Origin of the sequence: Pseudomonas sp. LAMO17WK12:I5, from assembly GCF_900215165.1 — a bacterium.
Lineage (GTDB): Bacteria > Pseudomonadota > Gammaproteobacteria > Pseudomonadales > Pseudomonadaceae > Aquipseudomonas > Aquipseudomonas putida_A.
Map to the genome: position 1 here is coordinate 470987 of NZ_OBDS01000002.1, position 23524 is coordinate 494510.

General features: G+C 60.0%; 28 protein-coding genes. 16 read left to right on the forward strand and 12 right to left on the reverse strand.

Features of this window, described 5'->3' with window-relative positions; genetic code table 11:
* Positions 1-364: 364 nt before the first annotated feature.
* A complete protein-coding gene (gene yidD / locus CRO59_RS05055; RefSeq protein ID WP_219738115.1) occupies positions 365-658 on the forward strand; it encodes a membrane protein insertion efficiency factor YidD in 294 nt (97 codons plus the stop codon).
* Positions 659-838: 180 nt separating this feature from the next.
* Here the strand turns inward: yidD and CRO59_RS05060 are convergent, their stop codons facing one another.
* Positions 839-1207 carry a helix-turn-helix transcriptional regulator gene (locus CRO59_RS05060; RefSeq protein WP_049827965.1) on the reverse strand — a complete coding sequence of 123 codons (369 nt, stop codon included), beginning with the start codon at positions 1205-1207 and terminating at the stop codon, positions 839-841.
* Positions 1208-1826: 619 nt separating this feature from the next.
* On the opposite strand from CRO59_RS05060, the gene CRO59_RS05065 reads away from it, so the two are divergent.
* Together CRO59_RS05065 and CRO59_RS05070 are read left to right on the forward strand one after the other, a co-directional pair.
* Positions 1827-2081, forward strand: a complete 255-nt coding sequence (locus tag CRO59_RS05065; RefSeq protein ID WP_097086682.1) for a type II toxin-antitoxin system HicA family toxin — start codon at positions 1827-1829, stop codon at positions 2079-2081.
* On the forward strand, positions 2078-2410 hold the full coding sequence (locus CRO59_RS05070; protein ID WP_027614504.1) for a type II toxin-antitoxin system HicB family antitoxin: 333 nt from the start codon (positions 2078-2080) through the stop codon (positions 2408-2410). The genes CRO59_RS05065 and CRO59_RS05070 overlap by 4 nt, the downstream gene beginning before the upstream one ends.
* A 128-nt stretch (positions 2411-2538) precedes the next feature.
* Here the strand turns inward: CRO59_RS05070 and CRO59_RS05075 are convergent, their stop codons facing one another.
* Both CRO59_RS05075 and CRO59_RS05080 read right to left on the reverse strand, forming a co-directional pair.
* Positions 2539-2745, reverse strand: a complete 207-nt coding sequence (locus tag CRO59_RS05075) for a hypothetical protein (RefSeq protein WP_027614505.1) — start codon at positions 2743-2745, stop codon at positions 2539-2541.
* Between the two features lie 138 nt (positions 2746-2883).
* Entirely contained in the window at positions 2884-3075 is a 192-nt protein-coding gene (locus CRO59_RS05080; RefSeq protein ID WP_007963291.1) for a DUF1508 domain-containing protein, read from the reverse strand.
* A gap of 276 nt (positions 3076-3351) precedes the next feature.
* On the opposite strand from CRO59_RS05080, the gene CRO59_RS05085 reads away from it, so the two are divergent.
* The 7 genes from CRO59_RS05085 to CRO59_RS05115 all read left to right on the forward strand — a co-directional run bounded on the left by CRO59_RS05085 (position 3352) and on the right by CRO59_RS05115 (position 10322).
* On the forward strand, positions 3352-4317 hold the full coding sequence (locus CRO59_RS05085; protein WP_097086684.1) for a glycosyltransferase family 2 protein: 966 nt from the start codon (positions 3352-3354) through the stop codon (positions 4315-4317).
* A 3-nt stretch (positions 4318-4320) separates the two neighbouring features.
* Positions 4321-5031: a bifunctional 2-polyprenyl-6-hydroxyphenol methylase/3-demethylubiquinol 3-O-methyltransferase UbiG gene (locus CRO59_RS05090; protein ID WP_027614507.1), complete on the forward strand. Its 711-nt coding sequence runs from the start codon at positions 4321-4323 to the stop codon at positions 5029-5031.
* On the forward strand, positions 5028-5414 hold the full coding sequence (locus CRO59_RS05095; protein ID WP_027614508.1) for a GtrA family protein: 387 nt from the start codon (positions 5028-5030) through the stop codon (positions 5412-5414). Before CRO59_RS05090 ends, CRO59_RS05095 begins: the two co-directional genes overlap by 4 nt.
* Positions 5411-7516 (forward strand): DUF6311 domain-containing protein, encoded by a 2106-nt coding sequence (locus tag CRO59_RS05100; RefSeq protein ID WP_097086686.1) that lies wholly within the window; start codon positions 5411-5413, stop codon positions 7514-7516. The genes CRO59_RS05095 and CRO59_RS05100 overlap by 4 nt, the downstream gene beginning before the upstream one ends.
* A gap of 81 nt (positions 7517-7597) precedes the next feature.
* Positions 7598-8518 carry a LysR substrate-binding domain-containing protein gene (locus CRO59_RS05105; RefSeq protein ID WP_027614510.1) on the forward strand — a complete coding sequence of 307 codons (921 nt, stop codon included), beginning with the start codon at positions 7598-7600 and terminating at the stop codon, positions 8516-8518.
* A 177-nt stretch (positions 8519-8695) separates the two neighbouring features.
* The gene (locus tag CRO59_RS05110; protein ID WP_097086687.1) at positions 8696-9904 is read left to right on the forward strand and encodes a low temperature requirement protein A; all 1209 of its coding nucleotides are present in this window, start codon (positions 8696-8698) and stop codon (positions 9902-9904) included.
* Positions 9905-9956: 52 nt separating this feature from the next.
* Complete coding sequence (locus CRO59_RS05115; protein ID WP_097086689.1) at positions 9957-10322, forward strand: 5-carboxymethyl-2-hydroxymuconate Delta-isomerase; 366 nt, start codon at positions 9957-9959, stop codon at positions 10320-10322.
* A gap of 3 nt (positions 10323-10325) precedes the next feature.
* Here CRO59_RS05115 and CRO59_RS05120 read toward each other — a convergent pair whose 3' ends face one another.
* Positions 10326-11261 (reverse strand): LysR family transcriptional regulator, encoded by a 936-nt coding sequence (locus CRO59_RS05120; RefSeq protein WP_097086692.1) that lies wholly within the window; start codon positions 11259-11261, stop codon positions 10326-10328.
* A gap of 200 nt (positions 11262-11461) precedes the next feature.
* Positions 11462-12643: a cyanate transporter gene (locus CRO59_RS05125; RefSeq protein ID WP_097086694.1), complete on the reverse strand. Its 1182-nt coding sequence runs from the start codon at positions 12641-12643 to the stop codon at positions 11462-11464.
* Positions 12644-12897: 254 nt separating this feature from the next.
* Between CRO59_RS05125 and rnd the strand changes: the two genes are divergently transcribed.
* The 3 genes from rnd (at position 12898) to CRO59_RS05140 (ending at position 15372) form a co-directional block, all read left to right on the forward strand.
* A complete protein-coding gene (gene rnd, locus CRO59_RS05130) occupies positions 12898-14031 on the forward strand; it encodes a ribonuclease D (protein ID WP_097086696.1) in 1134 nt (377 codons plus the stop codon).
* A complete protein-coding gene (locus CRO59_RS05135) occupies positions 14028-14321 on the forward strand; it encodes a YcgL domain-containing protein (protein WP_097086697.1) in 294 nt (97 codons plus the stop codon). Before rnd ends, CRO59_RS05135 begins: the two co-directional genes overlap by 4 nt.
* 118 nt (positions 14322-14439) lie before the next feature.
* Positions 14440-15372 carry a D-2-hydroxyacid dehydrogenase gene (locus CRO59_RS05140; protein WP_027614517.1) on the forward strand — a complete coding sequence of 311 codons (933 nt, stop codon included), beginning with the start codon at positions 14440-14442 and terminating at the stop codon, positions 15370-15372.
* A 124-nt stretch (positions 15373-15496) separates the two neighbouring features.
* Here the strand turns inward: CRO59_RS05140 and CRO59_RS05145 are convergent, their stop codons facing one another.
* The gene (locus tag CRO59_RS05145; RefSeq protein ID WP_097086699.1) at positions 15497-16090 is read right to left on the reverse strand and encodes a nitroreductase family protein; all 594 of its coding nucleotides are present in this window, start codon (positions 16088-16090) and stop codon (positions 15497-15499) included.
* A gap of 165 nt (positions 16091-16255) precedes the next feature.
* Between CRO59_RS05145 and CRO59_RS05150 the strand changes: the two genes are divergently transcribed.
* Both CRO59_RS05150 and CRO59_RS05155 read left to right on the forward strand, forming a co-directional pair.
* Complete coding sequence (locus CRO59_RS05150) at positions 16256-16705, forward strand: YcgN family cysteine cluster protein (protein ID WP_027614519.1); 450 nt, start codon at positions 16256-16258, stop codon at positions 16703-16705.
* Between the two features lie 36 nt (positions 16706-16741).
* Positions 16742-17971 carry a hypothetical protein gene (locus tag CRO59_RS05155; RefSeq protein ID WP_097086700.1) on the forward strand — a complete coding sequence of 410 codons (1230 nt, stop codon included), beginning with the start codon at positions 16742-16744 and terminating at the stop codon, positions 17969-17971.
* A 108-nt stretch (positions 17972-18079) separates the two neighbouring features.
* Here the strand turns inward: CRO59_RS05155 and CRO59_RS05160 are convergent, their stop codons facing one another.
* From CRO59_RS05160 to CRO59_RS05175, 4 genes are all read right to left on the reverse strand, one after another.
* Complete coding sequence (locus CRO59_RS05160) at positions 18080-18457, reverse strand: DUF2892 domain-containing protein (protein ID WP_047598116.1); 378 nt, start codon at positions 18455-18457, stop codon at positions 18080-18082.
* An 83-nt stretch (positions 18458-18540) separates the two neighbouring features.
* Entirely contained in the window at positions 18541-19011 is a 471-nt protein-coding gene (locus CRO59_RS05165) for an RNA methyltransferase (protein WP_007911337.1), read from the reverse strand.
* 192 nt (positions 19012-19203) lie between these two features.
* Entirely contained in the window at positions 19204-19575 is a 372-nt protein-coding gene (locus CRO59_RS05170) for a YajD family HNH nuclease (RefSeq protein WP_097086702.1), read from the reverse strand.
* A 49-nt stretch (positions 19576-19624) separates the two neighbouring features.
* Positions 19625-20311 carry a spermidine synthase gene (locus tag CRO59_RS05175; RefSeq protein ID WP_097086703.1) on the reverse strand — a complete coding sequence of 229 codons (687 nt, stop codon included), beginning with the start codon at positions 20309-20311 and terminating at the stop codon, positions 19625-19627.
* Positions 20312-20391: 80 nt separating this feature from the next.
* On the opposite strand from CRO59_RS05175, the gene CRO59_RS05180 reads away from it, so the two are divergent.
* On the forward strand, positions 20392-20676 hold the full coding sequence (locus tag CRO59_RS05180) for a hypothetical protein (RefSeq protein WP_097086705.1): 285 nt from the start codon (positions 20392-20394) through the stop codon (positions 20674-20676).
* Here the strand turns inward: CRO59_RS05180 and CRO59_RS05185 are convergent.
* On the reverse strand, positions 20673-21146 hold the full coding sequence (locus tag CRO59_RS05185; protein WP_097086754.1) for a cyclic nucleotide-binding domain-containing protein: 474 nt from the start codon (positions 21144-21146) through the stop codon (positions 20673-20675). The two genes, CRO59_RS05180 and CRO59_RS05185, sit on opposite strands and share 4 nt — an antisense overlap.
* 206 nt (positions 21147-21352) lie before the next feature.
* Positions 21353-23407, reverse strand: a complete 2055-nt coding sequence (locus CRO59_RS05190; RefSeq protein ID WP_097086707.1) for a S9 family peptidase — start codon at positions 23405-23407, stop codon at positions 21353-21355.
* Between the last annotated feature and the right edge of the window lie 117 nt (positions 23408-23524).

Consider the following 23524-nt stretch of genomic DNA (forward strand, 5'->3'; position numbering starts at 1 on the left):
GCTGTTACGCAGTCCTGATGTACTAAAAACAAGGTAGGGCGCAAACTCATACGAGCAGCAGCCATGGTCGGAGGGGCTGGTAAAACACCGATCAGGTTGATACCCAGGCTGACCCAATCAAGTAATTCCCGCTGCTTGCTTTTGGTGAGCGTGACGATGTCGTCATGGGAATACAAGCATTCACAAGGTGATCACGGATGTACATCTACAAAATGGTTCAAGTGCCGCCAACCATTGAAGTTCGTGCGAAGGAGCACCGAGTGAACGAGGCCGCAGTTTATCTATAAAATGTGGTCAACACTCATGCTGAAGATGGGGGGGAGTTTTATCGGATAGACACGATTGGCGTTTCAGTCAAATCGGGATGTTTCGACGCGTTAATGGGGAAGAAAAACGTTCTGAACCAATATTACGTGATTTCTATGCGCAAGCCCCGGTGATCAAGCTTTGCGCCGTCTCAGCAATTCGTTGCTATCAGCGAGTTGCTTCCTCTCGATTGCGAAATGCCTGCCGCTTTGAGCCTTCCTGTTCAAACTATGCGAAACAAGCCATCGAAAAGTATGGTGTTCTAAAGGGCTGCCGCATGGCTGTCGGCCGCATCTGCAGGTGTCGGTACCCGAACGGCGGGAAAAATTTTCCCTGTATAGTCGGACAGTGAGCCCCGACGCCTCAATTGTTCAGCTGTGCTTGCCATGACCCTGACGGGCTGCTCTTGGCCAAAGGCGGCTTGCCAATGTCCGCTTCTGGCCGTTAGCTGCCGTTTGGCTAATGACAGGGCGACTGGGCTGGCGACGGGGCTGTTACTCACCGCCCTTGGCTGCTGCTTTTCATTGGTTCGTTATTCGATTAAGTGGAAATCGTCGCGATGCTTGGGATTGGATGTCGCGCCTCGGCAGTTCTCGCCTTTAGACGGTGGGTGACCTGGCATAAAAATTAGCCCTTCGTTCTCGAAGGCGTAAGCCAAGGCTTGCATCGTTACCTGATTCAACTTCCTTGTGCCGCTCTCAAGATCTTTGATGGCTTTCACGGAAACGGAGGAACGAAAGGCTAATGCCTCAATGCTCCAGCCCAGCATTTTTCTCGCTACAGAACTGTGATCTGCAGAAAAGGTGAGCGGTAGCCTTTGAAAAAAAGCTAACAGGTCGGCGTCCTCGGCCGCCTCGGAGTCGGATTTAACTCTATAGAAATCGATAATTTCAGCACTCATCATGGTGGTCCTTAACTGTATGAATAGACAGTGCTTAGGGTAGCCTCCTGGATTTTCTTTAGCTAGCGGTGTTTCGCACTAGGATCTAACCTGAGCTGCACACTCTAAAAAAAGCTGAGCGCTATTCAGCGTTTTTTAGGGCAAATTTAGGACATATCATGGGCCTATCCGGGCCTCTCTAGACCAACCCAGATGGCTCCAAGGCAATGCTTTCGTGGCCTGAGGCGGCATGAGTGTGATGTGGCAGGGGTTCGAATCCCTATCTCTCCGCCATATATAGAAAAAGCCCCGTAGCTGAGAAGCTACGGGGCTTTTTTGTTTCTGCTCGCTTGAGTAATCAGCAAATCCTGTCGCCGGAACCCGAGGTTGAAAACTCGATAATCGGATGTGACTCGATTGATGCCGGTTCGTACGTAACTCTCGGAGTCTACCTACAGCTCTATTTCCAATCACTCCTTATCCTGACCTATGTGCCCAATATTGACCGGATTCGGATAAAAAGACGCCGTTTTCAAGCTTGGAGGGTGGCGTTGTCCGCTTGTTCAAGGGGGCGCTTCATGGATCAGCGATATGAATCGCGATTGTCAATTTTTCCTGCGCGGTATCATGGTGTAATACTATGAACAACAAACAACTCGGTACGCTCGCAGCTATATTTTCACGACCCACACCCGCCACGTTGGAATGGTCGCGCATCGAGTCTCTGTTCAATGCGGTCGGGGCCAGAACCGTGGAAGGCAATGGTTCGCGAGTTCGGTTTGAATTAAGAGGTGTGGTTGCTACGTTCCACCGACCTCACCCGGATAAAGAAGCAAAGCCCTATCAGGTTCGTGATGCTCGGGCTTTCCTTGAACAAGCAGGAGTCACTCCATGAACGTGATGAATTACAACGGGTATGCAGCCCGAATTGAATACAGTGATGAAGATGGTCTTTTTGTTGGTCATATCGCTGGGATCAAGGACGTAGTAGGTTTTCATGGCGAATCTGTGAAAGAGCTTCGGTCAGCGTTCGAAGAGGCTGTTACTGACTATCTGGAGACTTGCGCAAAACTGGGTCGTGCCCCGCAAAGGCCTTATTCGGGCAATCTCAGTCTGCGTTTGGCGCCAGCTCTTCATGCGACTGTTGCCGTAAAAGCGCAATTGGCTCAAAAAAGCATTAATCAGTGGGTTGCGGATGTTCTTGACCGAGAGGCCCATGCCTAGCTTGATTCTGATGTGGAACTACAAGATCTTATGTACGTCGTTCCCGAGCAGAGCAAATAGCCCCGTAGCTGAGAAGCTACGGGGCTTTTTTGTATCTGCGGGTTTTACCGAGCACCCGCCTCAGCCACTCACGGCTGCGGATGCCCGAGCTTCTGTTTGATCAGGTCATACACTTCCTTGTGCGTCGAGTTGCGCAGGGTGTTGTCCTTGCAAGCCGAGGCCAGGAAGGTTTTCACTTCGTCCTTGGCGTGCGGATAGAGGCTGGCGACGTAGTCGGCTTCGTGTGTTTGGGTGCAGTTGAAGTGCTTGTCGTCTTTCGCTTTGTCTCTAGCCATGGTGCGGCTCCTTTTGAGTTTGAACATCATTTGGCGAAACAGGGCTGGATGGCCCCGTACGCTGAACAGCGTAGGGGCGCAAAAGTGCTTTGCCAGTGCTTCAGACGAAAAAGGAAGAGGCTGTAGGACGCGGCGCCATCAGATTTCCTTCACCGGCGTCTCCCCCTGCACACCCTTGATCAACTCGATCACGTGTAAACAATCGGCCTTGTTCACATACGACTCGCCACTGGCAATCGTCTCGTGGTTCCCCGCCCGCAGTCTCCAGCGCCATTGGCCTTTGCCGGTGCTCGGGGTGCCTCGGGATTGCCTGTAGATCTCGAAATACATTCAGTTCGCTCCTTGCGATGGTGTTTGCGACAACCTGTGTGGCGCATCGTCGCAAGCCTAGCGGAGCGAGTTTTTTTCGCTATCGGGTATTTGTTTCCAATCGTTGGCAGATGTTTCTGAAGAGTGCGGGCTAGAGCGCACGCATCGGCGTCTGGATTGGCCAGAATGTCGCCCTTTGCACCTTGCAAGGCTATCGACGCTACTGCTTAATACGGGACGGCTCATGGCGTTGAAAATGCTTCGACGACCGACAAACACTATAAAAAGAGCACTCCATTGACTGAGCATGGAACGGCACAGGCCACACGGGTCACGTTATCGCTGGTTGTCCCGGTTTTTAACGAGGAGGACAGTCTCGACGCGTTCATTCTGCGCATCGATGAAGTCTTCCAGCACCAAGCCTCAATTGCTTTGGAGCTGGTGTTCATCAATGACGGCAGCACTGATGCCACACTTGAGCGGCTGCTGGATCGTCAGCGGCACGACTCGCGGCTGCGCATCGTCGATCTGAGCCGTAACTTCGGCAAAGAGGCGGCGTTGTCTGCGGGATTGCAAATCGCCAACGGGCAGATTGTGGTGCCTATCGATGCCGATCTGCAGGACCCACCCGAAGTCATTCTGCAAATGATCGAGCGATGGCGCGAGGGCTATGAAGTGGTGCTCGGTCATCGCGTCAGCCGCCGCAGCGACACCTGGGCCAAGCAGGCGTCGGCGCATTGGTTTTACCGCCTGCACAACAAGATCGCCGAGCAACCGCTGCCGGAAAACGTCGGCGATTTCCGCCTGATGGACCGTTGTGTAGTCGATGCCTTGCTGACTTTGCCCGAGTCCCGGCGCTTCATGAAGGGCCTGTTCGCCTGGGTCGGTTTTCGGACTACCCACGTTGATTACGAGCGGCCCGAGCGCGTGGCGGGGCAGAGTAAATTCAACGGCTGGCGGCTGTGGAATTTTGCCCTGGAAGGCATCACCAGTTTCAGTACCGAACCGTTGCGAATCTGGACTTACATCGGCGCCGCGGTGTCGCTGGTGTCCTTTGCCTTTGCCATTTTTATCGTGTTGCGCACGCTGATCCACGGCGTCGACATGCCCGGTTATGCCTCGCTGATGGTGGCCGTGACGTTCCTCGGTGGCCTGCAATTGATTGGCATCGGCGTACTCGGCGAGTACCTGGGCCGCACTTATATCGAATCCAAACGCCGGCCGGTTTTTCTGGTGCGTCGCGTCTACGACCCCAAGGACTGAAACATGGATCTCAAGGAAACCGATATCCTCGGCGACAGCATCGGTGAGCATTGGTATTACTGCTCCAAAGCGGCGGCGACTCGTCGTCTGCTCGGTGATGTACCGATCACGCGGATTCTCGACGTGGGCGCCGGCTCGGGTTTCTTCTCCCATCACCTGCTGACTCAAACCGATGCGCGCGAAGCGTGGTGCGTCGACATCAGTTACCCCGCCGACTCCGATGCGACCACCGCCGGCAAACCGGTGCATTATCGCCGCGATATCGACGCCATCGACGCCGATCTGGTGCTGCTCATGGATGTGCTGGAGCATGTCGACGATGACCTCGGTCTGCTCAAGGCTTACGTTGACAAGGTGCCGTCCGGCAGCCGTTTCCTGATGACCGTGCCGGCGTTTCAGTTCCTGTGGAGCGGTCACGACGACTTCCTCGAACACAAGCGCCGCTACACCCTGCCGCAGTTTGAAACCCTGGCCCGTGATGCCGGTTTGAGCGTGCAACGCGGTGCCTACTATTTCGGCGCGGTGTTTCCGATCGCGGCGGCGTTGCGTTTGCTGCCCAAAGGGCCGCAGGCCGCAGCGCCGCAGTCTCAGCTCAAACGCCATCATCCCTTGGTCAACGGCGTGCTCAAGACGTTGTGCAGCCTCGAACTGCCGCTGATGAGCCACAACCGTCTGGCCGGGCTGAGCGTGTTCGTGCTGGCGCAAAAACCGTGACTTCAGTTGAAAGGAAAACGCTGATCCAGCGCGGTCTGCGCTTTGCCGTGACCGGTCTGTTCGTCACCGCGCTGCATGCGCTGGTGGCTGTACTGTTCATCAATTTCGTTGCGCCGCAACCGCCGCTGGCCAACGGAGTGGCGTTTGCCGTGGCGACGGTGGTGTCTTACGTGATCAACACCACCTGGAGTTTCTCCGCCCGACTGCACGGCAGAACATTGCTGCGATTTTTATCGGTATCGGCGTGCGGTTTTCTCTTGGCGATGTTTGTCGCCTGGGCCGCGCAGGTTGCCGGGTTGAATTATCTGTTGGGCATTGTCGCGGTGGCGCTGACGATTCCGGCATTCACGTTTGTCTTGCACAACTTCTGGACGTATCGATGAAGCTCTCCGCAACCCATCGGGCGACTGCGCTGCTGCCCGTGCTCTTGGGAATTCTGGCGTTTTTCATTGTGGTCGGCCCACGTGCCTTGAACCCGATGAACATTGCATGGCTGGGCGACGGCGACCCCGCCACGCACTATCAGGGTTGGGTTTTTTTTCGTCATTCGCCCTGGACGTTTCCACTGGGGCTTAACCCGAGCTATGGGCTGGAGTTGGGTAACGGGATAATTTTCTCGGATTCCAATCCGTTGTTCGCCTTTATCTTCAAACCGTTCTCAGCCCTGTTGCCTGAACCCTTCCAGTATTTCGGCCTGTGGCTACTGACGTGTTTCATTCTGCAGAGCTGGTTTGCCTGGAAGCTGATTGGCCTGTTCAGTCGCGACGTGGCGTTGCGTTTGCTTGGTGCAGGAATGTTTTTGTTCATTCCGGCGATGATCGTCCGCATGAGCGTACATCTGTCCCTGGCTGGGCATTTTCTGTTGCTGGCAGGGTTATATCTGGCATTGCGCCCCTTTACGCCGAAACGCCGCCTCGCCTGGGGCGCGCTGCTGGCGGCGGCTGCGCTGGTGCACGCTTATTTGCTGGCGATGGTTGCGTTGATCTGGCTTGCCGACCTTGCCGCCAAAACCCTTCAGCGGCGCCAGACGCCGGGTAAGGCCTTGATCGAGTTGATCGGTCTGTTTCTGCTGGTCAGTGTCTGCTGCTGGCAGGCGGGTTATTTCAGCATAGGCGACAGCGGTCTGGCGTTGATGGGGTATGGCCTGTTCCGGGCTAATGTGCTGACCTTTTTCGATGCGGGTGTCTGGTCCTATACCTTGCAGGACATGCCGGGTGTACTGGGCGACGGCGACGGGTTCGCATTTCTGGGCCTGGGCGTGATCTGCCTGGGGATCTTTGCCTTGGTGCCGGTGCTGCAAGGGACGACTGACCTGGGAGCCAAGGCTCGCCGTTACCCGTTGGTTTTGCTCGCACTGGCAGGGCTGGCGATATTCGCCGTTTCCAACAATATCGGCGTAGGGCCATTCGAATTCAGGATTCCGCTGCCGGATGCGGTGGTTGCCGTGGCCACGATTTTTCGTGGCTCGGGGCGAATGATCTGGCCGCTCATGTACATGGCCATTTTTGCGATCCTTTATGTGGTGATTCGCGGGCACTCCTCGCGCGTGGCGTTGATGCTGCTGAGTGTGGCGCTGGTGGTTCAGGTGGCAGACACGCGCGCCGGTTGGGCGGTGTCGCGCGGTTTATTCATGGCCACGCCGTCGCCCACATGGAAGACGCCATTGGTCGACCCGTTCTGGGAGCAGGCGGCGAAGCGTTATCAGGCAGTGCGCTGGCTGCGCCCGGAGAATTATCCGGAACAGTGGATGACCTTGGCCGACTACTCGGGTCGCCATCACTTGCCGACCAACGCGGTCTACCTTGGGCGCGTCAGTACGGTTGCCACTGAAGCCGCTCAAGCGGTGTCGGATCGAATGGTCAGTTCTGGAAACTATGCAGCCGATACCCTGTACGTGCTCAGTAACCGCACTGTGCTGGAAGCAGCTCTGACCGTGAATCGCGACACCGATGTGCTCGCCAGAATTGACGGGTTGAACGTGTTGGCGCCGGGCTGGAAGCGTTGCGCCGACTGCCTGCCGATATCGGCCCCGGACCCATTGACGCTGATCCCGCCACTCAAGTCGGGCGAGAGAGTCGTGTTCAATCCCAGCAGTCTGGCGACGTTTTTCCTCGGTAAAGGGTGGGCGAACAATGAACCGTGGGGCACCTGGTCCGAGGGGAATGAGTCGCAAATTGCCCTGCGGCCGACTGCTCGGGTGCACTCGTTCTTGCTGGAAACCACTGCGCTGCTGGCCCCTTCACACACCGAGCAAGCAGTGGAAATTTTCGTCAACGATGTACGCGTGCTGTCCACCCGGCTGGTCAAGCCTGAAGCGAATCGCCTGAATGTCGAGTTGCCGGTCGAAGTGCAGCAGCGTGTCGAGCAACAAGGTGTGCTGAATATTCGTTTCAAATACGCCAACGCTATCAGTCCGGGGGAGTTGGGCATGGGCAAGGACATGCGCAAGCTGGCGATCGGGATACAGGCGTTGACGGTGAATTGAGCCGGTGTTGTTCCTTTCGCCCATAGACGCTGTCCATGGGCCTTTCTAAACTGCCCGCAGACCGGGGAGTAGGGGCAATGGATGAATCGAAATGAATTACGCAAGGCCGACATCAATCTGATGGTGGTGTTCGAGACCTTGATGCTCGAACGCAACGTCACTCGTGCGGCGGAGAAGCTGTTTCTCGGCCAGCCGACCATCAGTTCGGCGCTCAATCGCTTGCGCGCGATGTTCAACGATCCGCTGTTCATTCGCGTCGGCCATCGCATGGAGCCGACAGCCCGGGCCGAAGAGCTGTTCAAGTACCTGTCGCCGGCCCTCGACTCGCTGTCGGTGGCGCTGAGCCTGACTCACGATTTCGACCCGGCCGTGAGCAACATGACGTTCCGGATCGGCCTGTCCGATGACGTCGAATTCGGCCTGCTGCCACCGTTGCTGCGGGCGCTGCGCCAGGAAGCACCCAGCGTAGTGTTCGTGGTGCAACACGTCGACTACTGGCGCATACCCGACCTGCTGGCCGCCGGCGACATCACCGTCGGCATCAGTCAGACCCGGGGCCTGCCGGCAAATGCCAAGCGCAAACTGCTGCGGCATATCCAGCCAAGCATTCTGCGCGCCGACGCCTCGGATTCGCCGCTGACCCTCGATGAATACTGTTCGCGCCCACACGTACTGGTGTCGCACACCGCCAACATCAGCGGCTATGCCGATGAGTGGCTGGCGGAAATCGGCCGCACCCGGCATGTGGTGTTGTCGGTGCCGCAATACAGTGCGCTGCCGGCATTGCTGGCCGGCACCGACCTGATCGCCAGCCTGCCGGACTACACCGCCGAAGCCATGGCTGCCTCCGGGCTGTTGTTCAAGGAACCGTTTCCGTTCAAGACGCCGATGCTGGATCTGTCGATGGTCTGGCTCAGCCACGTCGACAGCGACCCGGCCGAGCGCTGGCTGCGTTCGCGGCTTGAGGCGTTCATGAGTGAGCGGCCACTGACCGCCCCCTGAATCCCACCACAAATCTCCCCTGTAGGAGTGAGCCTGCTCGCGATGAGGGTGTGTCAGTCGACATTGATGTTGTCTGACACGACGCCATCGCGAGCAGGCTCACTCCTACAAGGGTTTGCGTTCGTCTGGTCTGGCTGCTTTGCTCAATGGCAGTAACCTTGGCGGAGGCCTGTCCCGATGAGCATTTCCCGATCGTTGCTGCGTGGGCGCGGCAGTTTCGACAGTGGCAAGGTCGGCATGGTCGAACTGTTTTTCGATCTGGTGTTCGTGTTTGCCGTGACTCAGCTCTCGCATTCGCTGCTTGCGCAGTTGTCGATTCTGGGCGCGGTGCAGGTGGCGCTGTTGATGGTCGCGGTGTGGTGGGTGTGGATTTTCACTTCGTGGATCACCAACTGGCTCGACCCGGAAAAATTGCCGATCCGTCTCGGCCTGTTCGGACTGATGATCGCCGGTCTGTTGCTGTCGTCCTCGATCCCCAAGGCTTTCACCGAGCGCGGGCTGATGTTTGCCTCGGCGTTCGTGTTCATGCAGGTCGGGCGCACGCTGTTTGCGATCTGGGCGGTGCGTGGCGAGTCGCTGAGCATGACCCGCAACTTCCAGCGAATTCTGGCGTGGTTGATGTGCTCCGGCGTGTTCTGGATCGCCGGGGCCTTTCTTGACGGGCAGCAACGTCTGCTGTGTTGGGCGCTGGCGCTGCTGATCGAGCTGATCTCGCCTTCGCTGTATTTCTGGGTGCCGGGGCTGGGGCGTTCGTCATTGAGTGACTGGAACGTCGAAGGCAATCACATGGCCGAGCGCTGCGCGCTGTTCGTGATCATCGCCCTGGGCGAATCGTTGCTGGTCACCGGTGCGACGTTCGCTGAACTGACGCTGAGCGCCACCGGAGTCATGGCGTTTCTGGTGGCGGTGCTGGGCAGCATCGGCATGTGGTGGGTGTACTTCGACAGCGGCGCTGAGCGCGCGCATCACCGCATCGCGCATTCGAGCGATCCCGGGCGCCAGGCGCGCATCGCCTACACCTACCTGCATGTGCTGATTGTTGCCGGGGTGATTGTCAGTGCGGTGGCCGACGAACTGGTGCTGGTGCATCCGGATCACGCCAGTGACGCCGGGATCCTGGTGATCGTGGGCGGGCCATGGCTGTTTCTGTTGGGCAATGCGCTGTTCAAGTGGGTCATGTCCGACCGGGCGCTGCCGCCGTTGTCGCATCTGGCGGGGCTGATGTTGCTCACGCTGGCGCTGCCGCTGGCGTTGAACCACTGGTTTTCGGCGCTGATGCTCGGGGCTTTGACCACGTCGATCGTGGTGCTGGTGGCGCTGTGGGAAAGCCTGGCATTGCGTCAGGCGTCGGCCTCGATAACCTCGGAAAAAGCCACAGGAGAGTAGGGCAACGCTGTGGTATATGTACGACCTTTCTGCCGATTGACTGGAGCACCCCATGCCACACCTGCACATGGAATACACCGCCAACCTGCCGCAGTTGAACGCTGATGTGGCGTTGATCCGGCTCAACAACGCCCTGGTGGGTTCCGGTCAGTTCGCTGCGGAGTTCGATATCAAGAGCCGGGCGGTGAAGGTCGAGACCTTCAAGGTCGGTACCGGCATGGGTGAGCGTGCTTTCATTCATGTGAAGCTGGCGCTGCTCAGCGGTCGTTCGCCGCAGATCAAGAAGCAGCTTTCGGAGAGCCTGCTGGCGGTGTTGCAGGATCTGTGCGAGTGGCCTGCCGGGGTCGAAGTGCAGTTGTGTGTGGAGTTGCTCGATATCGACCGCGATTCCTACACCAAGACTGCCATCGGCGTGTAGGACTCAGGCCGCTTCCAGCTCACTGCACACTTTGATCACCTGCTCGCGCAGCCAGACGTTGGCGCTGTCCTGATCGGCGCTCTGGCTCCATTGCATGTCGAGGGTGAATCCCGGCAGGCCGTTCGGCGCTTCGCAGTGATTGAACACCGCGTCGTTGGTCAGCAGGCGCTGGATGCGCCGGGGCAGGGTGAGGATGAAGTCGGTGCCGGTGATCATCTTCAATGCCGCGCTGTAGCTGTTGGAGCGCGCGACGATCTGCCGTTTCTGCGCCTGACGCGCCAGCCAGCCATCGACCATGTTGGTGGTGGAAGTCCACGGTGTCGGGAACACATGGCGCCGCTCGGTGAAGGCCTGCAGGCTCAGGCGCGGTTCCAGCGGCGTGGCGCGTTTGTCGAAGACACAGACCAGATCGTCCTCCAGCAGCATCCGCGATTTCAGGTCGGTGTGGCTGCGGTGGAAGTTGGGGCCGAAACAGATCACCAGGTCGAGGCTGCCGTCGCGCAGTTCGTCGGCGGGCACATCGGTCTCGAACTTGTGCATGTTGACCACCACCGGCAAATCGTCGAAGTCGAAACGCTTCAACAGCCGTGGCAGCACCAGTTGCTCGAAGTATTCCGGGGCACAGATATTGAAGGTCACCGCTTGCCGGGTCGGATCGAAGGCCGGGGCGCCGGCGTGGCACAGGTTGATGCTTTCGAGGATCTTCTGCACATGGCCGTACATGGTGCCGGCCTTGTAGGTGGGACGCATGCCCGTGCGGGTGTTGATGAACAACTCGTCTTCAAAACTGGTGCGCAATTTTTTCAGGCAATAGCTGACAGTGGACTGGCTGACGCACAGCGTCTCCGAGACATCCGTGACGCTGCTTTGCTCATACACGGCGATAAACACCATGAGGTCCTGCATGTCGAGCTTTCGAAGCAAGTTACTGTTCAGCATCCGTTCCGTCCCGCTGTGCTCCTTGCGCTGAATCCGCGCAAACGTGTGCGCATGATCGTAGCGGAACGATGGTGCCAGGACAAAGCCCTGTAGGACGTTTCAATGTCGCCAGTGGGACAGAAACTTTTAGCAACACGACGTCGGCAAATAAACCGCAAAAATATGGCAACAGGCCTCTAGCTCGGCGGCGGCATTCGACTTCAACGGATGTGTCGGGCGTACAGCCGAGGGTCGAAGCGCAGCACTATCAGCAGCATCACCACCATCACTGCGGTCAGCGACCACCAGGCCCATTCGAAGCTGCCGAGACGGTCGCGGATGATTCCGGCCAGCAGCGGCGAAAGCCCGGCGATCAAGTAGCCGATGCCTTGCACGAACGCGGTCAGGCTGCCGGCGCGCTGCGGGTTGTCGAGGTGATCGAGGGAGACAATAAGGCTCATCGGAAACAAGCCGCCAATCCCCAGCCCCAACAGGCACGGCCACAGCAGGCTGAGGTGTTGCGGGCTGAGGATCAATCCGCAGAAGCCGCCGATGATCAGCAACAGCAACGCTGCGAGGACGGCACGGCGATCACGGCTGCGGTTGGCGATGGCCGGCGTCAGCAGCCCGGAAATCACCTCCATGGCGGTCAGAAAACCCAGCAGCAGCCCGGCCTGCTGTTCGCTCCAGCCTTGCTCCACGTAGTACGGCGCCAGCCAGGCGAGTACGCAGGTGTAGGACGCCGTGCCGAGCCCGAAGAAGAGGGCCAGCAGCCAGGCGCGGGAATTACGCGTGAAGGACTCTTTTCCTACAGGCGTGTTTTGGATGGATGACGGGATCGACTGTGTCCACCAGACCAGCAACGCGAGCAAGGCCAGTGCCGCCCAGATTGCCAGCCCGATGCGCCAGCTGCCGGTCTGCCCCAGCACCAGCGGCGAAAATGAGGCGGCCAACGCGGCGCCGCCCATGATCGATGTGACATACAAGCCCATGCACAGCGCCACATGTTCGGGGAAGCGCGACTTGATCAGCACCGGCATCAGCGCCTGAATCAGGGCGATACCCATCCCGGCCAGCACCGCGCTGCCAATCAACTGCGGTGCCGAATCGAGCACCAGCCGCGACAGCGTCGCCAGGCCGATGATCAACAACGACAGGATCACGGTGGGTTGCTCGCCCAGGCGCCGGCTGATGCCGATACCGAAAAACATTGCCAGCCCCATTGCCATCACCGGCAGCATGGTCAGCAGCGATGCCACGCTGAAACTCAGCGGGATATCGCCACGAATTGCCGACAGCAACGGCCCGACGGCGGCCATGGATGGGCGCAGATTGAGTGCGACGAGAATGATCCCGAACATCAGCCAGGCAGCGGGGCGAGCGGGGGCGCGGACGTGTTCCATCGGCAAACTCTGGATTGCGGAGGCTGTCGATTAGGCGGCGCGCAGCACTTATCGGCAAATCAGATTTCCCGAGCATTATTTAAAAATTAGATATGGCTCTCCTACATGGGGAGGTTCGGATTCCTCTTGCTGACCACGCTGTAAGACTATTCTTTCTTTCTGGCAGGACATTTCGTTACAGCTCTGGCCCAGCGCAGGCGCGTAAAACGCCGGCGGCGATATATACTGCGCGCCATTCTTCAAGGGAGAGCCGTGTGGCCATCGATATTCACTGGATTCGCGACAACGAAAGCCTCGCGCAGTTTTGCGCCGAGTGGCAGCAACTGCCGTTCGTTGCCCTCGACACCGAATTCATGCGGGTCGACACCTTCTACCCGATTGCCGGTTTACTGCAGGTCGGCGACGGCAAACGCGCCTACCTGATCGATCCGCTGAGCATCGACGCCTGGCAGCCGCTGGCGGCGTTGCTGGAAAACCCGGCGGTGCTCAAAGTCCTGCACGCCTGCAGCGAAGACCTCGAAGTGTTGCTGCGCCTGACCGGCAGCCTGCCGGCGCCGTTGTTCGACACGCAACTGGCGGCGGCCTACCTGAACCTCGGGTTCTCGATGGGCTATTCGCGGCTGGTGCAGGAAGTGCTGGGCATTGAGTTGCCGAAGGGTGAAACCCGTTCCGACTGGTTGCAGCGTCCACTTTCCGACACACAAATCAGCTACGCCGCTGAAGACGCAGTGCATCTGGCGGAAGTTTTCGTACAGCTGCGGCCGAAGCTGTCCGACGACAAATTCGCCTGGGTGCTGGAGGACGGCGCCGAACTGGTCGCCAACCTGCGCCGCGAGACCGATCCGTACGAGGTCTATCGCGAAGCCAAGTTGGCGTGGAAACTGTCCCGTGCGCAACTGGCGGTGCTGCGTGAACTGTGCGCCTGGCGTGAAAAAGAAGCGCGTGCCCGTGATCTGCCGCGCAACCGCATCGTCCGTGAGCATTCGCTGTGGCCGCTGGCCCGCACGCAGCCGGACAACCTCGCCGCGCTGGGCAAGATCGAAGACATGCACCCGCGTACCGTGCGTCAGGACGGCCAATTTCTGCTTGATCTGATCAAGCGCTCTGGCAGTGTGGGGCCTGATCAATGGCCGCCGGCGGTGCCGGAGCCATTGCCGGTCGAAGCGGCTGCGCTGATCAAGCAACTGCGCGCCCTCGGCCAGGTCGAAGCCGAACGCCTGGGCATCGCCCCGGAACTGATGCTGCGCAAGAAAACCCTCGAAGCGCTGGTCAAAAGCGGCTTCCCCGAGGGTCCTTATCAATTGCCTGAGTCGCTGCGTGGCTGGCGCCGCGAACTCATGGGCCAGAAGCTGCTCGACAGCCTGGCCACCGCCGGAGAACAGCCTTGAAACGTATTTGCTCCATTTATCAAAGCTCCAAGCGAAGCGGAATGTACCTTTATGTGCTCAAGAGCGATGCTCTGGAGCGTGTGCCGGAGCCCCTGATGCTGGCGTTCGGCAAGCCGAAACATGCCTTCGATCTGGTGCTGTCGCCTGAGCGCAAGCTGGCCAGCGAGGACATCGTCGTGGTCCTGGAAAACCTCGACAAGCAGGGCTATCACCTGCAGATGCCACCGGCCGAGGACGAGTACATCGAACACCTGCCCGAAGAATTGCTGCGACGCAACGACCCGGTCTGATCTGCGAGGCCCTGTTCTGGGCCTCTTGCCACCCTGGAACTGATTTTACGGCGACGACCGCCACGAAGGAGCGCGACTCCTTCGGCGGTTGCCTGCACGGTTTGCGAAAGGTTTGAAGATGCGCGTTCTGATTGCTGAACACGACCACGCGGTGTACGCCCGGCTGCTGCGTCAGGCGGCCCCCGAGCTTGAAGTACTGACCAGTGGCGACTCCGCCGAACTGGCCCGGCAGGCGGCCGATTGCCCGGTGTGGCTGGGGCAGCCGGATCTGCTGGCGACCCTGCTGCGTCAGGGCCATGAGCCGCAATGGCTGCAATCGACCTGGGCCGGCATCACGCCGCTGCTCGCTGACGGCTTGCGCCGCGATTATCGCCTGACCCGCGCGGTGGGAATCTTCGGTCAGGTGATGGCCGAATACGTGCTGACCTACATGCTTGGCCACGAGCGTGAAGTGCTGGCGCGCCTGGTCAGCCAGGTCGAGCGCAAGTGGGACAACCGCACCGGCCAGAGTCTGGTCGGGCGCAAGGTATTGATCGTTGGCACCGGCGATATCGGCCAGAGCGTGGCGCAGTTTCTGCTGCCGTTTGGCGTCGAGCTGTACGGCATCGCCAGCAGCGCGCGCGAGCAGGCGCCGTTCGTCGAAGTCGGCTCGATGGCGGATTTGCCACGGCTGGTGGGCGCGGTCGATTACGTGGTCAATCTGCTGCCGAATACCGAGCACACCCACGACATTTATGACGCGGCGCTGTTCAAGCAATTCAAGCCGACCGGGTTGTTCATCAACGTCGGGCGCGGCGTGGCAGTGGTTGATGCGGATCTGGTGGAAGCCCTGAAGGAAGGGCATCTGGCCGGTGCGGTGATCGACGTTTGCCGTCAGGAGCCATTGCCGCAACGCCATCCGTTCTGGACTGCCTGGGGCCTGCTGCTGACCGGGCACAGCTCGGCACCGACGTCGCCGGCGTTGATGGTGCAGTTGTTTGTCGAGAACCTGAAGGCGTATCAGGCGGGAGAAGCGTTGCGCGGGGAAGTGGATTTCAACCGCGGATATTAAATCCACCGCGATACCTGTAGGAGTGAGCCTGCTCGCGATCAGGGTGTGTCAGTCGACATTGATGTTGTCTGACACTACGCCATCGCGAGCAGGCTCACTCCTACAGTGGTTTTTGCATGGTGGCTTAGAGGGTGAAGTCGCCTTCCGCCACCAGCTCGCTCAGCGGGCGACGCGGGCTCGGCACTTCACGAGCCTGCAGGTATTCGGCCAGGGTCGCCTTGTCACCCAGCTTGCCGATCGCGACCGCTGCGTGCAGTGCATAACCTTCAGGGATGTTCAGCTCCTTGCGGGTCAGCTCCTGATCGAAACCGGCCATGCCGTGAGTGTGCCAGCCGCTGATGCTCGCTTGCAGCGCCAGGTGGCCCCAGGCCGAGCCGGTGTCGAAGGTGTGCCACAGCGCCGGGGACTCTTCGCTGGCACCGGGTGCGGTGAAGGTGGTTTTCGAAATCACGATCACCAGCGCCGAAGCGTGTTGCGCCCAGCTGCGGTTGAATTCATTCAGCAGACCCAGGAAGCGTTCCCAGTTCGGCGTGTCACGGCGCGCATACAGAAAGCGCCATGGCTGCGAGTTGTAGGCCGACGGCGCCCAGCGTGCGGCTTCGAAAAAGCTCAGCAGGGTTTCTTCCGGGATCGCTTCGCCGGTGAAGGCGCGGGGCGACCAGCGGTCGGTGAACTGCGGGTGAATGGCGTAATCGGCGACGCGAGGGTTGGCACTCATCGAAAGATTCCTTGCTGTGTTTGAGTCATGAATTCGTGGCAAAACCCTACTGGGCGGCGATTCGGCTGACAAGCGCGATTTACCGACAGTCGCCAGCGCTTGGCCCGCAAGGCCTTGGGCACTAGACTGGCGGCCTTTTCACCACCTGATGTTGATGCTTGAGCCATGGCCGCCAAAGTCGAACCGTTCTGGAAACGCAAAACCCTCGAGCAACTGGATCACGAGGAATGGGAATCGCTGTGCGACGGCTGCGGTCTGTGCTGCCTGCAGAAACTCGAAGATGAAGAAGACAACAGCGTCTATTACACGCGCATCGCCTGCAAACTGCTGGACCTGAAAACCTGCCAGTGCAGCGACTACCCGAATCGCATCAAGTTTGTCCCGGACTGTATCCAGCTCACTCCTGGCCAGGCCGAAGAATTCAAATGGCTGCCGCCGACTTGCGGTTATCGTCTGGTCAGTGAAGGCAAGGATCTGCCGCTGTGGCACCACCTGGTGTGCGGCGATCGTGACGCCGTGCACCACGAACGGATTTCCCAGTCCGGGCGCATGCTCGCCGAAGGCAGCGTGCCGGAGGACGACTGGGAAGATCACCTGATTTTCCGGGCTGGTTAAGCACCAAGGGTTTCCAGGATTCAACAAGGAGTGTGTATGGCTGGGGGATTGCTGCGGGCATCGCTGATCGGCCTGCTGGCGCTAAGCGCACCAGTGTGGGCGGCGAAAAAAGTCGACCTCGATTACCACGTACGCCTGCTGCCGCAAAGCGATCAGGCCGAAGTACGCCTGACCCTGGCCAAAGGCGAAGCGGTGCGCAGTCTCGACTTTGACCTCGGTGACGGCAGCCATTACAGCGACTTCAAGGCCGACGGCCAGTGGCAACTGACCCCGGGCAAACAGACCCGGGGCCTCTGGCGCCCGATCGGCGACAAGCCCAGCCTGACTTATCGCGTCAGTATCAGCCACGGCCGCAAGAGCGGCAGCTTCGACACGCGCATGACCCCGAGCTGGGCGCTGCTGCGAGGTGATGATCTGGTGCCGCCGGCCAGGCTCGATCAGCAGGATGGCATCGAGTTGGTGTCGCGTCTGCAATTCGAACTGCCCAATGGCTGGCAAAGCGTTGAAACCGCCTGGCCGCGCATCGGCAAGAACAAATTCCGCATCGACAACCCGTCACGCCTGTTCGACCGCCCGACCGGCTGGATGCTCGCCGGTCACCTTGGCAGCCGCCGCACGCGCCTGGGCGAAACCGAAGTCACCGTGGCCTCACCGCAAGGGCAGGGCATGCGTCGCATGGATGTGCTGACGCTGCTGACGTTCGTCTGGCCGCAGGTGCAAGCGGTCTATCCCCGGCATCCGAAAAAACTGCTGATCGTCGGCGCCAACGACCCGATGTGGCGCGGCAGTCTGGGCGCACATGAATCGATCTACTTGAACACGCGTCTGCCGCTGGTCAGCGAGAGCGGCAGCAGTGCGCTGGTACGTGAGCTGGCGCAGGTGTTCGGGCGGATCAATGACGAGCAGCGCAGTGACTGGATCAGCGAAGGCTTTGCCGAGTACTACGCGATCGAACTGGTGCGCCGCGCCGGGGGCATGAGCGATGAACGCTATCAGGCGTTGCAGGCGAAATTGACCAAGGACAGTCAGAAAGTCACGACCCTGCGCGGCGAACAGATCAGCCCGGCGCAGCTTGCAAAAGCGGTGATTGTCTTGCAGGAACTGGATCGCGAGATTCGCCTGAAGACCCGTAACAAGCGTTCGCTGGATGATGTGTTGCGCGGGGCGATGCATCTGGGGACGGTGAGTACCAAGGAGTTTGTGCAACTGGCCGAGAGTGTTCTGGGCGAGTCTTCCAAAGTCCTCGATAGCGCATTACTTCAGTAATACCGCCTTCGCGAGCAAGCCCGCTCCCACTTTTGATCGCATTCCAGCTTTCGATGTGGGAGCGGGCTTGCTCGCGAAGAGGCCAGAAGCCTCAACAAAAATTCAGGCTCAAACCCCGGCCTTCGGCGATTTCACCGAATCATTGCCAGTCACCGTCGCGGTGCTGGTCGCCGCCTCGGCATTGGCCTTGAGCTGGCTCAGCTCTTCCCCGGCGCGCTCGATCTTCGCCCGCACGTTGTTTATGTCCTGACGGCTTTTCTCCAGCAGGCTTTTCACCGAGCTGTGGCCGGTGATGCCACGGGCCATCGCCACGCCGCCAATCGCCACCTGAATCAGACCGAACACGCCGCCACGGCGCAGGCCTTTGCCGACCATGATCACGCCACCGGCCAGGGAGCCGATGCGCTCCCAGCCCTGGACGTTCTGCTCGGTCGGGCTCTGGAACGGGGTGGAATCGATACGTTGGACGCGTTTGAGTTCGGTCATGATCTGTCTCCCAGGCAATGTGCATATAGATAGATAAGCTGACTGCCGCAGCGGCCGGCTCGTTCCATCGGATGTGCGACGTTTCAGCGGAATTTCGGCCCGGAGCGGGTATTCAGGCCCTTGGCCATGCGGTCGTAGAGCACGACGTTGACCGTGGCTGCGAGGTTCATGCAGCCGGTGGTCGGGATGTACACGACGTCTTCGCACCAGTCGCGGATCTCTTTATCCAGCGAGCCGTCTTCCGGGCCGAAGATGTACAGCGCACGATCTGGATGGGTGTATTCCGGCAGCGGGCGGGCGCCCTCGACCAGTTCCACGGCGACCGGGACGCAGTTGAGCGGGAGGATCTTTTTCAGGTCGTCGATGCCGATCAGCGGAATGTCGTAATGCACGCGCTTGGTGTCGGTGACGAAATCGGCGGCGCGTTCATAACGCTTGCCGGTGTAGAACACCGACGCCACGCCGTAACAGCCTGCGGCGCGCATCACCGAACCGACGTTCTCCGGTGATTTGGGGTTGTACAAACCAATGCAGCTGTAACGTTTGTCTGCCACGAGCGGGGTGCCTTCGGGAAAAAGAGGGCGATTATACGGGGATTGGGGGAGGGCGGGCAGATTCGAGATCTGTTGTGTCTGGCCGGCCGCCTTCGCGAGCAGGCTCGCTCCCACATTGATTTTGTGTACACCACCGATCAAATGTGGGAGCGAGCCTGCTCGCGAAAGGGCCGGTTCCGGCGCTGAAGATCTTCAGTCTTCTTTTTTCATCAACCCGGCGAGGGCGGCAAACGGGTTATGCGTGGCCTTGGCGATTTTTGGCGTGCTCAGCGAGCCGTCGCCGAAATATTGCTGGTCGGTGTAGCGCGAGTGTTCGTTGTCGTGGCAGTACAGGCACAACAGCTCCCAGTTCGAGCCGTCCTGCGGGTTGTTGTCGTGGTTGTGGTCGCGGTGGTGCACGGTCAGTTCGCTCAGGCGCTTGCCGGAAAACTCACGGGCGCAGCGGCCGCAGACGTGCGGGTACATCTTCAGGGCCTTGTCGCGGTAGCCCATTTCCTTGTCGCGCTGGTTGTCGGCAAGGATGCGATCGAGCTTCGACGTGTTGGTCGGGATGGACGAACTCATGGGTTCACCTTTGTAAAAAGACTAATGACGGTTATGTGCAGAGTTTAGCTCAGCCCTTGAGCTTCTCGGCAATCCAGATCGTGTGGCGGGTGCCCTTGTTGCCGTGGGCGAAGACCTGGACTTCTTCGGCCTTGAACCCGGCCTTCTTCAATTTGTCGGAAAACTGCCGGTCAGCGCTGGCCGACCACACCGCCAGCACACCCTTGGGGCGCAGCGCCTTGGCGCAGGCGTTCAGACCAGCGGCCGAGTACAGCCAGCTGTTGGCCTTCTGCGTCAAACCTTCGGGACCGTTGTCGACGTCGAGCATGATCGCGTCGAAGCCATTTGGCTCGCTTTGCAGCACATTGGCCACGTCGTCCTGACGGATCACCGTGCGCGGATCGAGCAACGGTCGCCCGGATTTTTCACCGAGCGGCCCACGGTTCCACTCGACCACGCCGGGCACCAGTTCGGCGACCACCACTTCGGCACCCTTGCCCAGGTGCTTGAGCGCCGAGGCAAGCGTGAAGCCCATGCCCAGACCGCCAATCAGCACCCGCGAATTCGGCCGGCCGGCGACCTTGCGGCAAGGGATCTCGGCCAGCGCATCTTCCGAACCGTGCATGCGCGTGTTCATCAATTGCCCGCCGTCGCCACCCTGGATCTTGATGACGAAATCCTCGCCATACTCGAACAGGCACAGGGCGCCACCGTTGTCAGGGATCGGCGTGGTGTCGAGCAGAACGAAACGTTTCATGGAAATCTCTACAAGGGGGAAGGCAAGCAGGCCCGTTGGGAGTAGCCTGAGCGCAGACTTAAGGCCAAACGGAGCCCTTGATGAAGCGCACCATTCTAACGGCCATTGCCCTGGCCGCGCTCTCGATTACTGCAGTGCAGGCGCAGCAGACCATTCCGGTCAGCCCGACGCCGCAACCCGGCTCGCCGGGAACCGCCACGCCGACCCCGTATCCGCAAATCACCCCGATCAGCGCACCGAAGGCCGGTGCCGGCAGTGGTAGCCCGCCGCTGGTGCCGATCGAAATGCCCAGCCCGCCGAGCAAGGATCAACCGGTGCCGGGCATCGAACCGGGCAGCACCAAGACCAAATCTCCCGGCGGTTAAACCTGTTGCGCCGCCAGTTGGCCGTCGGCCATGCGCAGGCGTTTGGAGAGGGACACGGCGAGGGCGCGGATGATCTTGGCGGCGATCTTCGGTGCGTCGTTGAGCATTTTTTCCAGCGAGTCCTTGCCCAGGTTGAGCAACTGACAGTTGCTCGCCGCGACGCAGGTCGCCGAACGGCGCTCACCATCCAGCACCGCCATTTCGCCGAACGCCCGACCGCTGCGCAGGGTGGCCATGGTGATGACCTGGCCGTCGGGGCCAGTCTTTTGCACGGCGACCTGGCCGCTGTGGAGGATGCACATGAAACTGCCGGCATCACCCTCTCGGAAGATCGCTTCGCCCTCCGCCACGGTGCTGATGCTGAAGTAGCCCGAGGCTGCGGCAAAGTCCGCCAGTTGCAATTGATCGAACAGGCCACAATCCATCAGCCAGTCGCGAATTTCGTTGTTCAGTAAGGTCGGTTCTGACATGTCGTTGCGGTCTTTATTGTTTTCACGGTTTTCAGGCACTACACGGACCCCTGTGGGAGCGGGCTTGCTCGCGAATGCGGTGGTTCAGTCAATATCAGTGTCGACTGACCCACCGCATTCGCGAGCAAGCCCGCTCCCACAATGGGATCTGTGGTGTATCGACCACCGGGGTCTGGAGTTAAGACCCAAGTGACCGACGGAGTTCCTCAGGCCAGGCCCAAAACCTTGAACACAAATGCATATTCGAGCGCTACGTCACGTAATCCCTGATAACGCCCGCTCATTCCGCCATGCCCGGCGCCGAGTTCGGTCTTGAGCAGCAGCAGGTTGTCGTCGGTCTTGGTCGCGCGCAGTTTCGCCACCCACTTGGCCGCTTCCCAGTACTGCACGCGGCTGTCGTTGTAGCCGGCGATGACCAGGGTTGCCGGGTAATCCTGCGCTGTGACATTTTCGTACGGCGCGTACGCCTTGATCCGCTCGTAGACCTCCGGCTCTTCAGGGTTGCCCCACTCGTCGTACTCGGTGACGGTCAACGGCAAGTCCGGGTCGAGCATGGTGTTGAGCACGTCGACGAACGGCACTTCGGCAATCGCCACGCCGAACAGGTCCGGGCGCTGATTGAGCACCGCGCCAATCAACAGGCCGCCAGCGCTGCCGCCGCTGATCGCCAGTTTCTCGGCGGTGGTGATGCCGTTGAGGATCAGGAATTCGGCGCAGGCAATGAAGTCGCTGAAGGTGTTGTGCTTGTGTTCCTGTTTGCCGGCGCGATACCACGCCTCGCCCAGCTCACCACCGCCACGCACGTGGGCGATGGCGAAGGCCATGCCGCGATCCAGCAGGCTCAGGCGTGCGTGGGAGAACCACGGGTCGAGGCTGGAACCGTAGGCGCCATAACCGTACAGGTACAGCGGCACTGGTTTGCCGACCATTTCGCGTTTCATCACCAGACTGATCGGCACCTGCGTGCCGTCCGGCGCGGTGGCCCACAGGCGTTGGCTGACGTAGGCGTCGGCGTCGAACGGGCCGAGCACCGGGGTTTCTTTCAGGACGGTTTGCTCGCCGCTGGCCAGCAGCAATTGGCGCACCTGTGCCGGACGATTCAGCGCCTCGTAACGCAGACGGATGCGGTCGCTCTCGAACTCCAGGCTGTTCTGCACATAGAGGCTGTAAGCCGCGTCCGGCAATTGCACGCGGTACGCCGTCTGGCCTTGCGGATGAACTTCGATGATCGGCAGACCGCCTTCGCGCAGGCTCAGGGTCATGGCCGCGGTGTTCAGCGTCACGCCGTCGAGCATCACCGTGTCGCTGTGCGGGATCAGCTTCTGCCAGTCGGCTTCGCTCGGTACCACACCGGTGTCCGGCGCCTGATACAGGGCGAAATTGATGCCGTCACGGTTGGTGCGGATGAACCAGGTCCACACGCCATCCAGCGCGCCGTGGTCGACATCGTATTCGTGATCCTCGACCCGTGGCGCCAGGCAAGTGAAGGGCAGGTGCGGCTGATGCGCGTCCAGCGCCCAGACTTCGCTGGTGGTCTTGCTGCCCAGGGTCAGCAGCAATTGCTGCTCGGAACTGGAGCGGTAGCAATGCAGGAAGAAACGCCCGTCCGGCTCGTGGAACACCTCTTCGGCGGCGGTGCCGTCGAGGCGATAGCGAAACAGTTTGTGCGGGCGATGGGTGTCGTCGAGCACACTGAAGAATAGCGTCAGGCTGTCGTTGGCCCAGGTCATGCTGCCGTCGCAGTCCTGAAATTCCAGTTCGCTGACCTTGTCATTGGCCAGCTCCTTGACGAACAGCGTGTAGATCTCGTCGCCCGAGGCATCGACGCTGTAGGCCAGACGCTGGTGGTCGGGGCTGATGCTGAACGCGCCGAGCGAGAAGAAGCCGCCGTTGGCCAAAACGTTCGGGTCGAGCAGCAGTTGCTCGCGGCTTTCGTCGAGGATCAGGCTGTCGTCGGCCGGACGCGGGCAACGGTAATGGCGGGCGTACTCGTCACCCGCCGTGGTGCGCGTGTAATACAGATACGGGCCCCAGGGCGAGGGCAGGGACAGGTCGGTTTCGAGGATCCGGCCCTTGATTTCCTCGAACAGGCTTTCGCGCAGGCCGGCCTGATCGGCGGTCTGTGCTTCCTGATAGGCATTTTCGGCCTTGAGGTAGTCGAGCACCGCGTCGGTGTCGCGTTCCTGCAGCCAGGCATACGGGTCGGCACCGGCAGCCTTGCGGGCGATCGGGGCGCGGATGACGTGGGCGGATTCGGGCATGGAAGGCTCTCGGACAGTATTCGGAATAATGGTGTTCGCGGTTGTTGAAACCGCCTCAGCCCCTGTGGGAGCGAGCCTGCTCGCGAAAGCGTTCTGTCAGATGACATTTGTTTCACT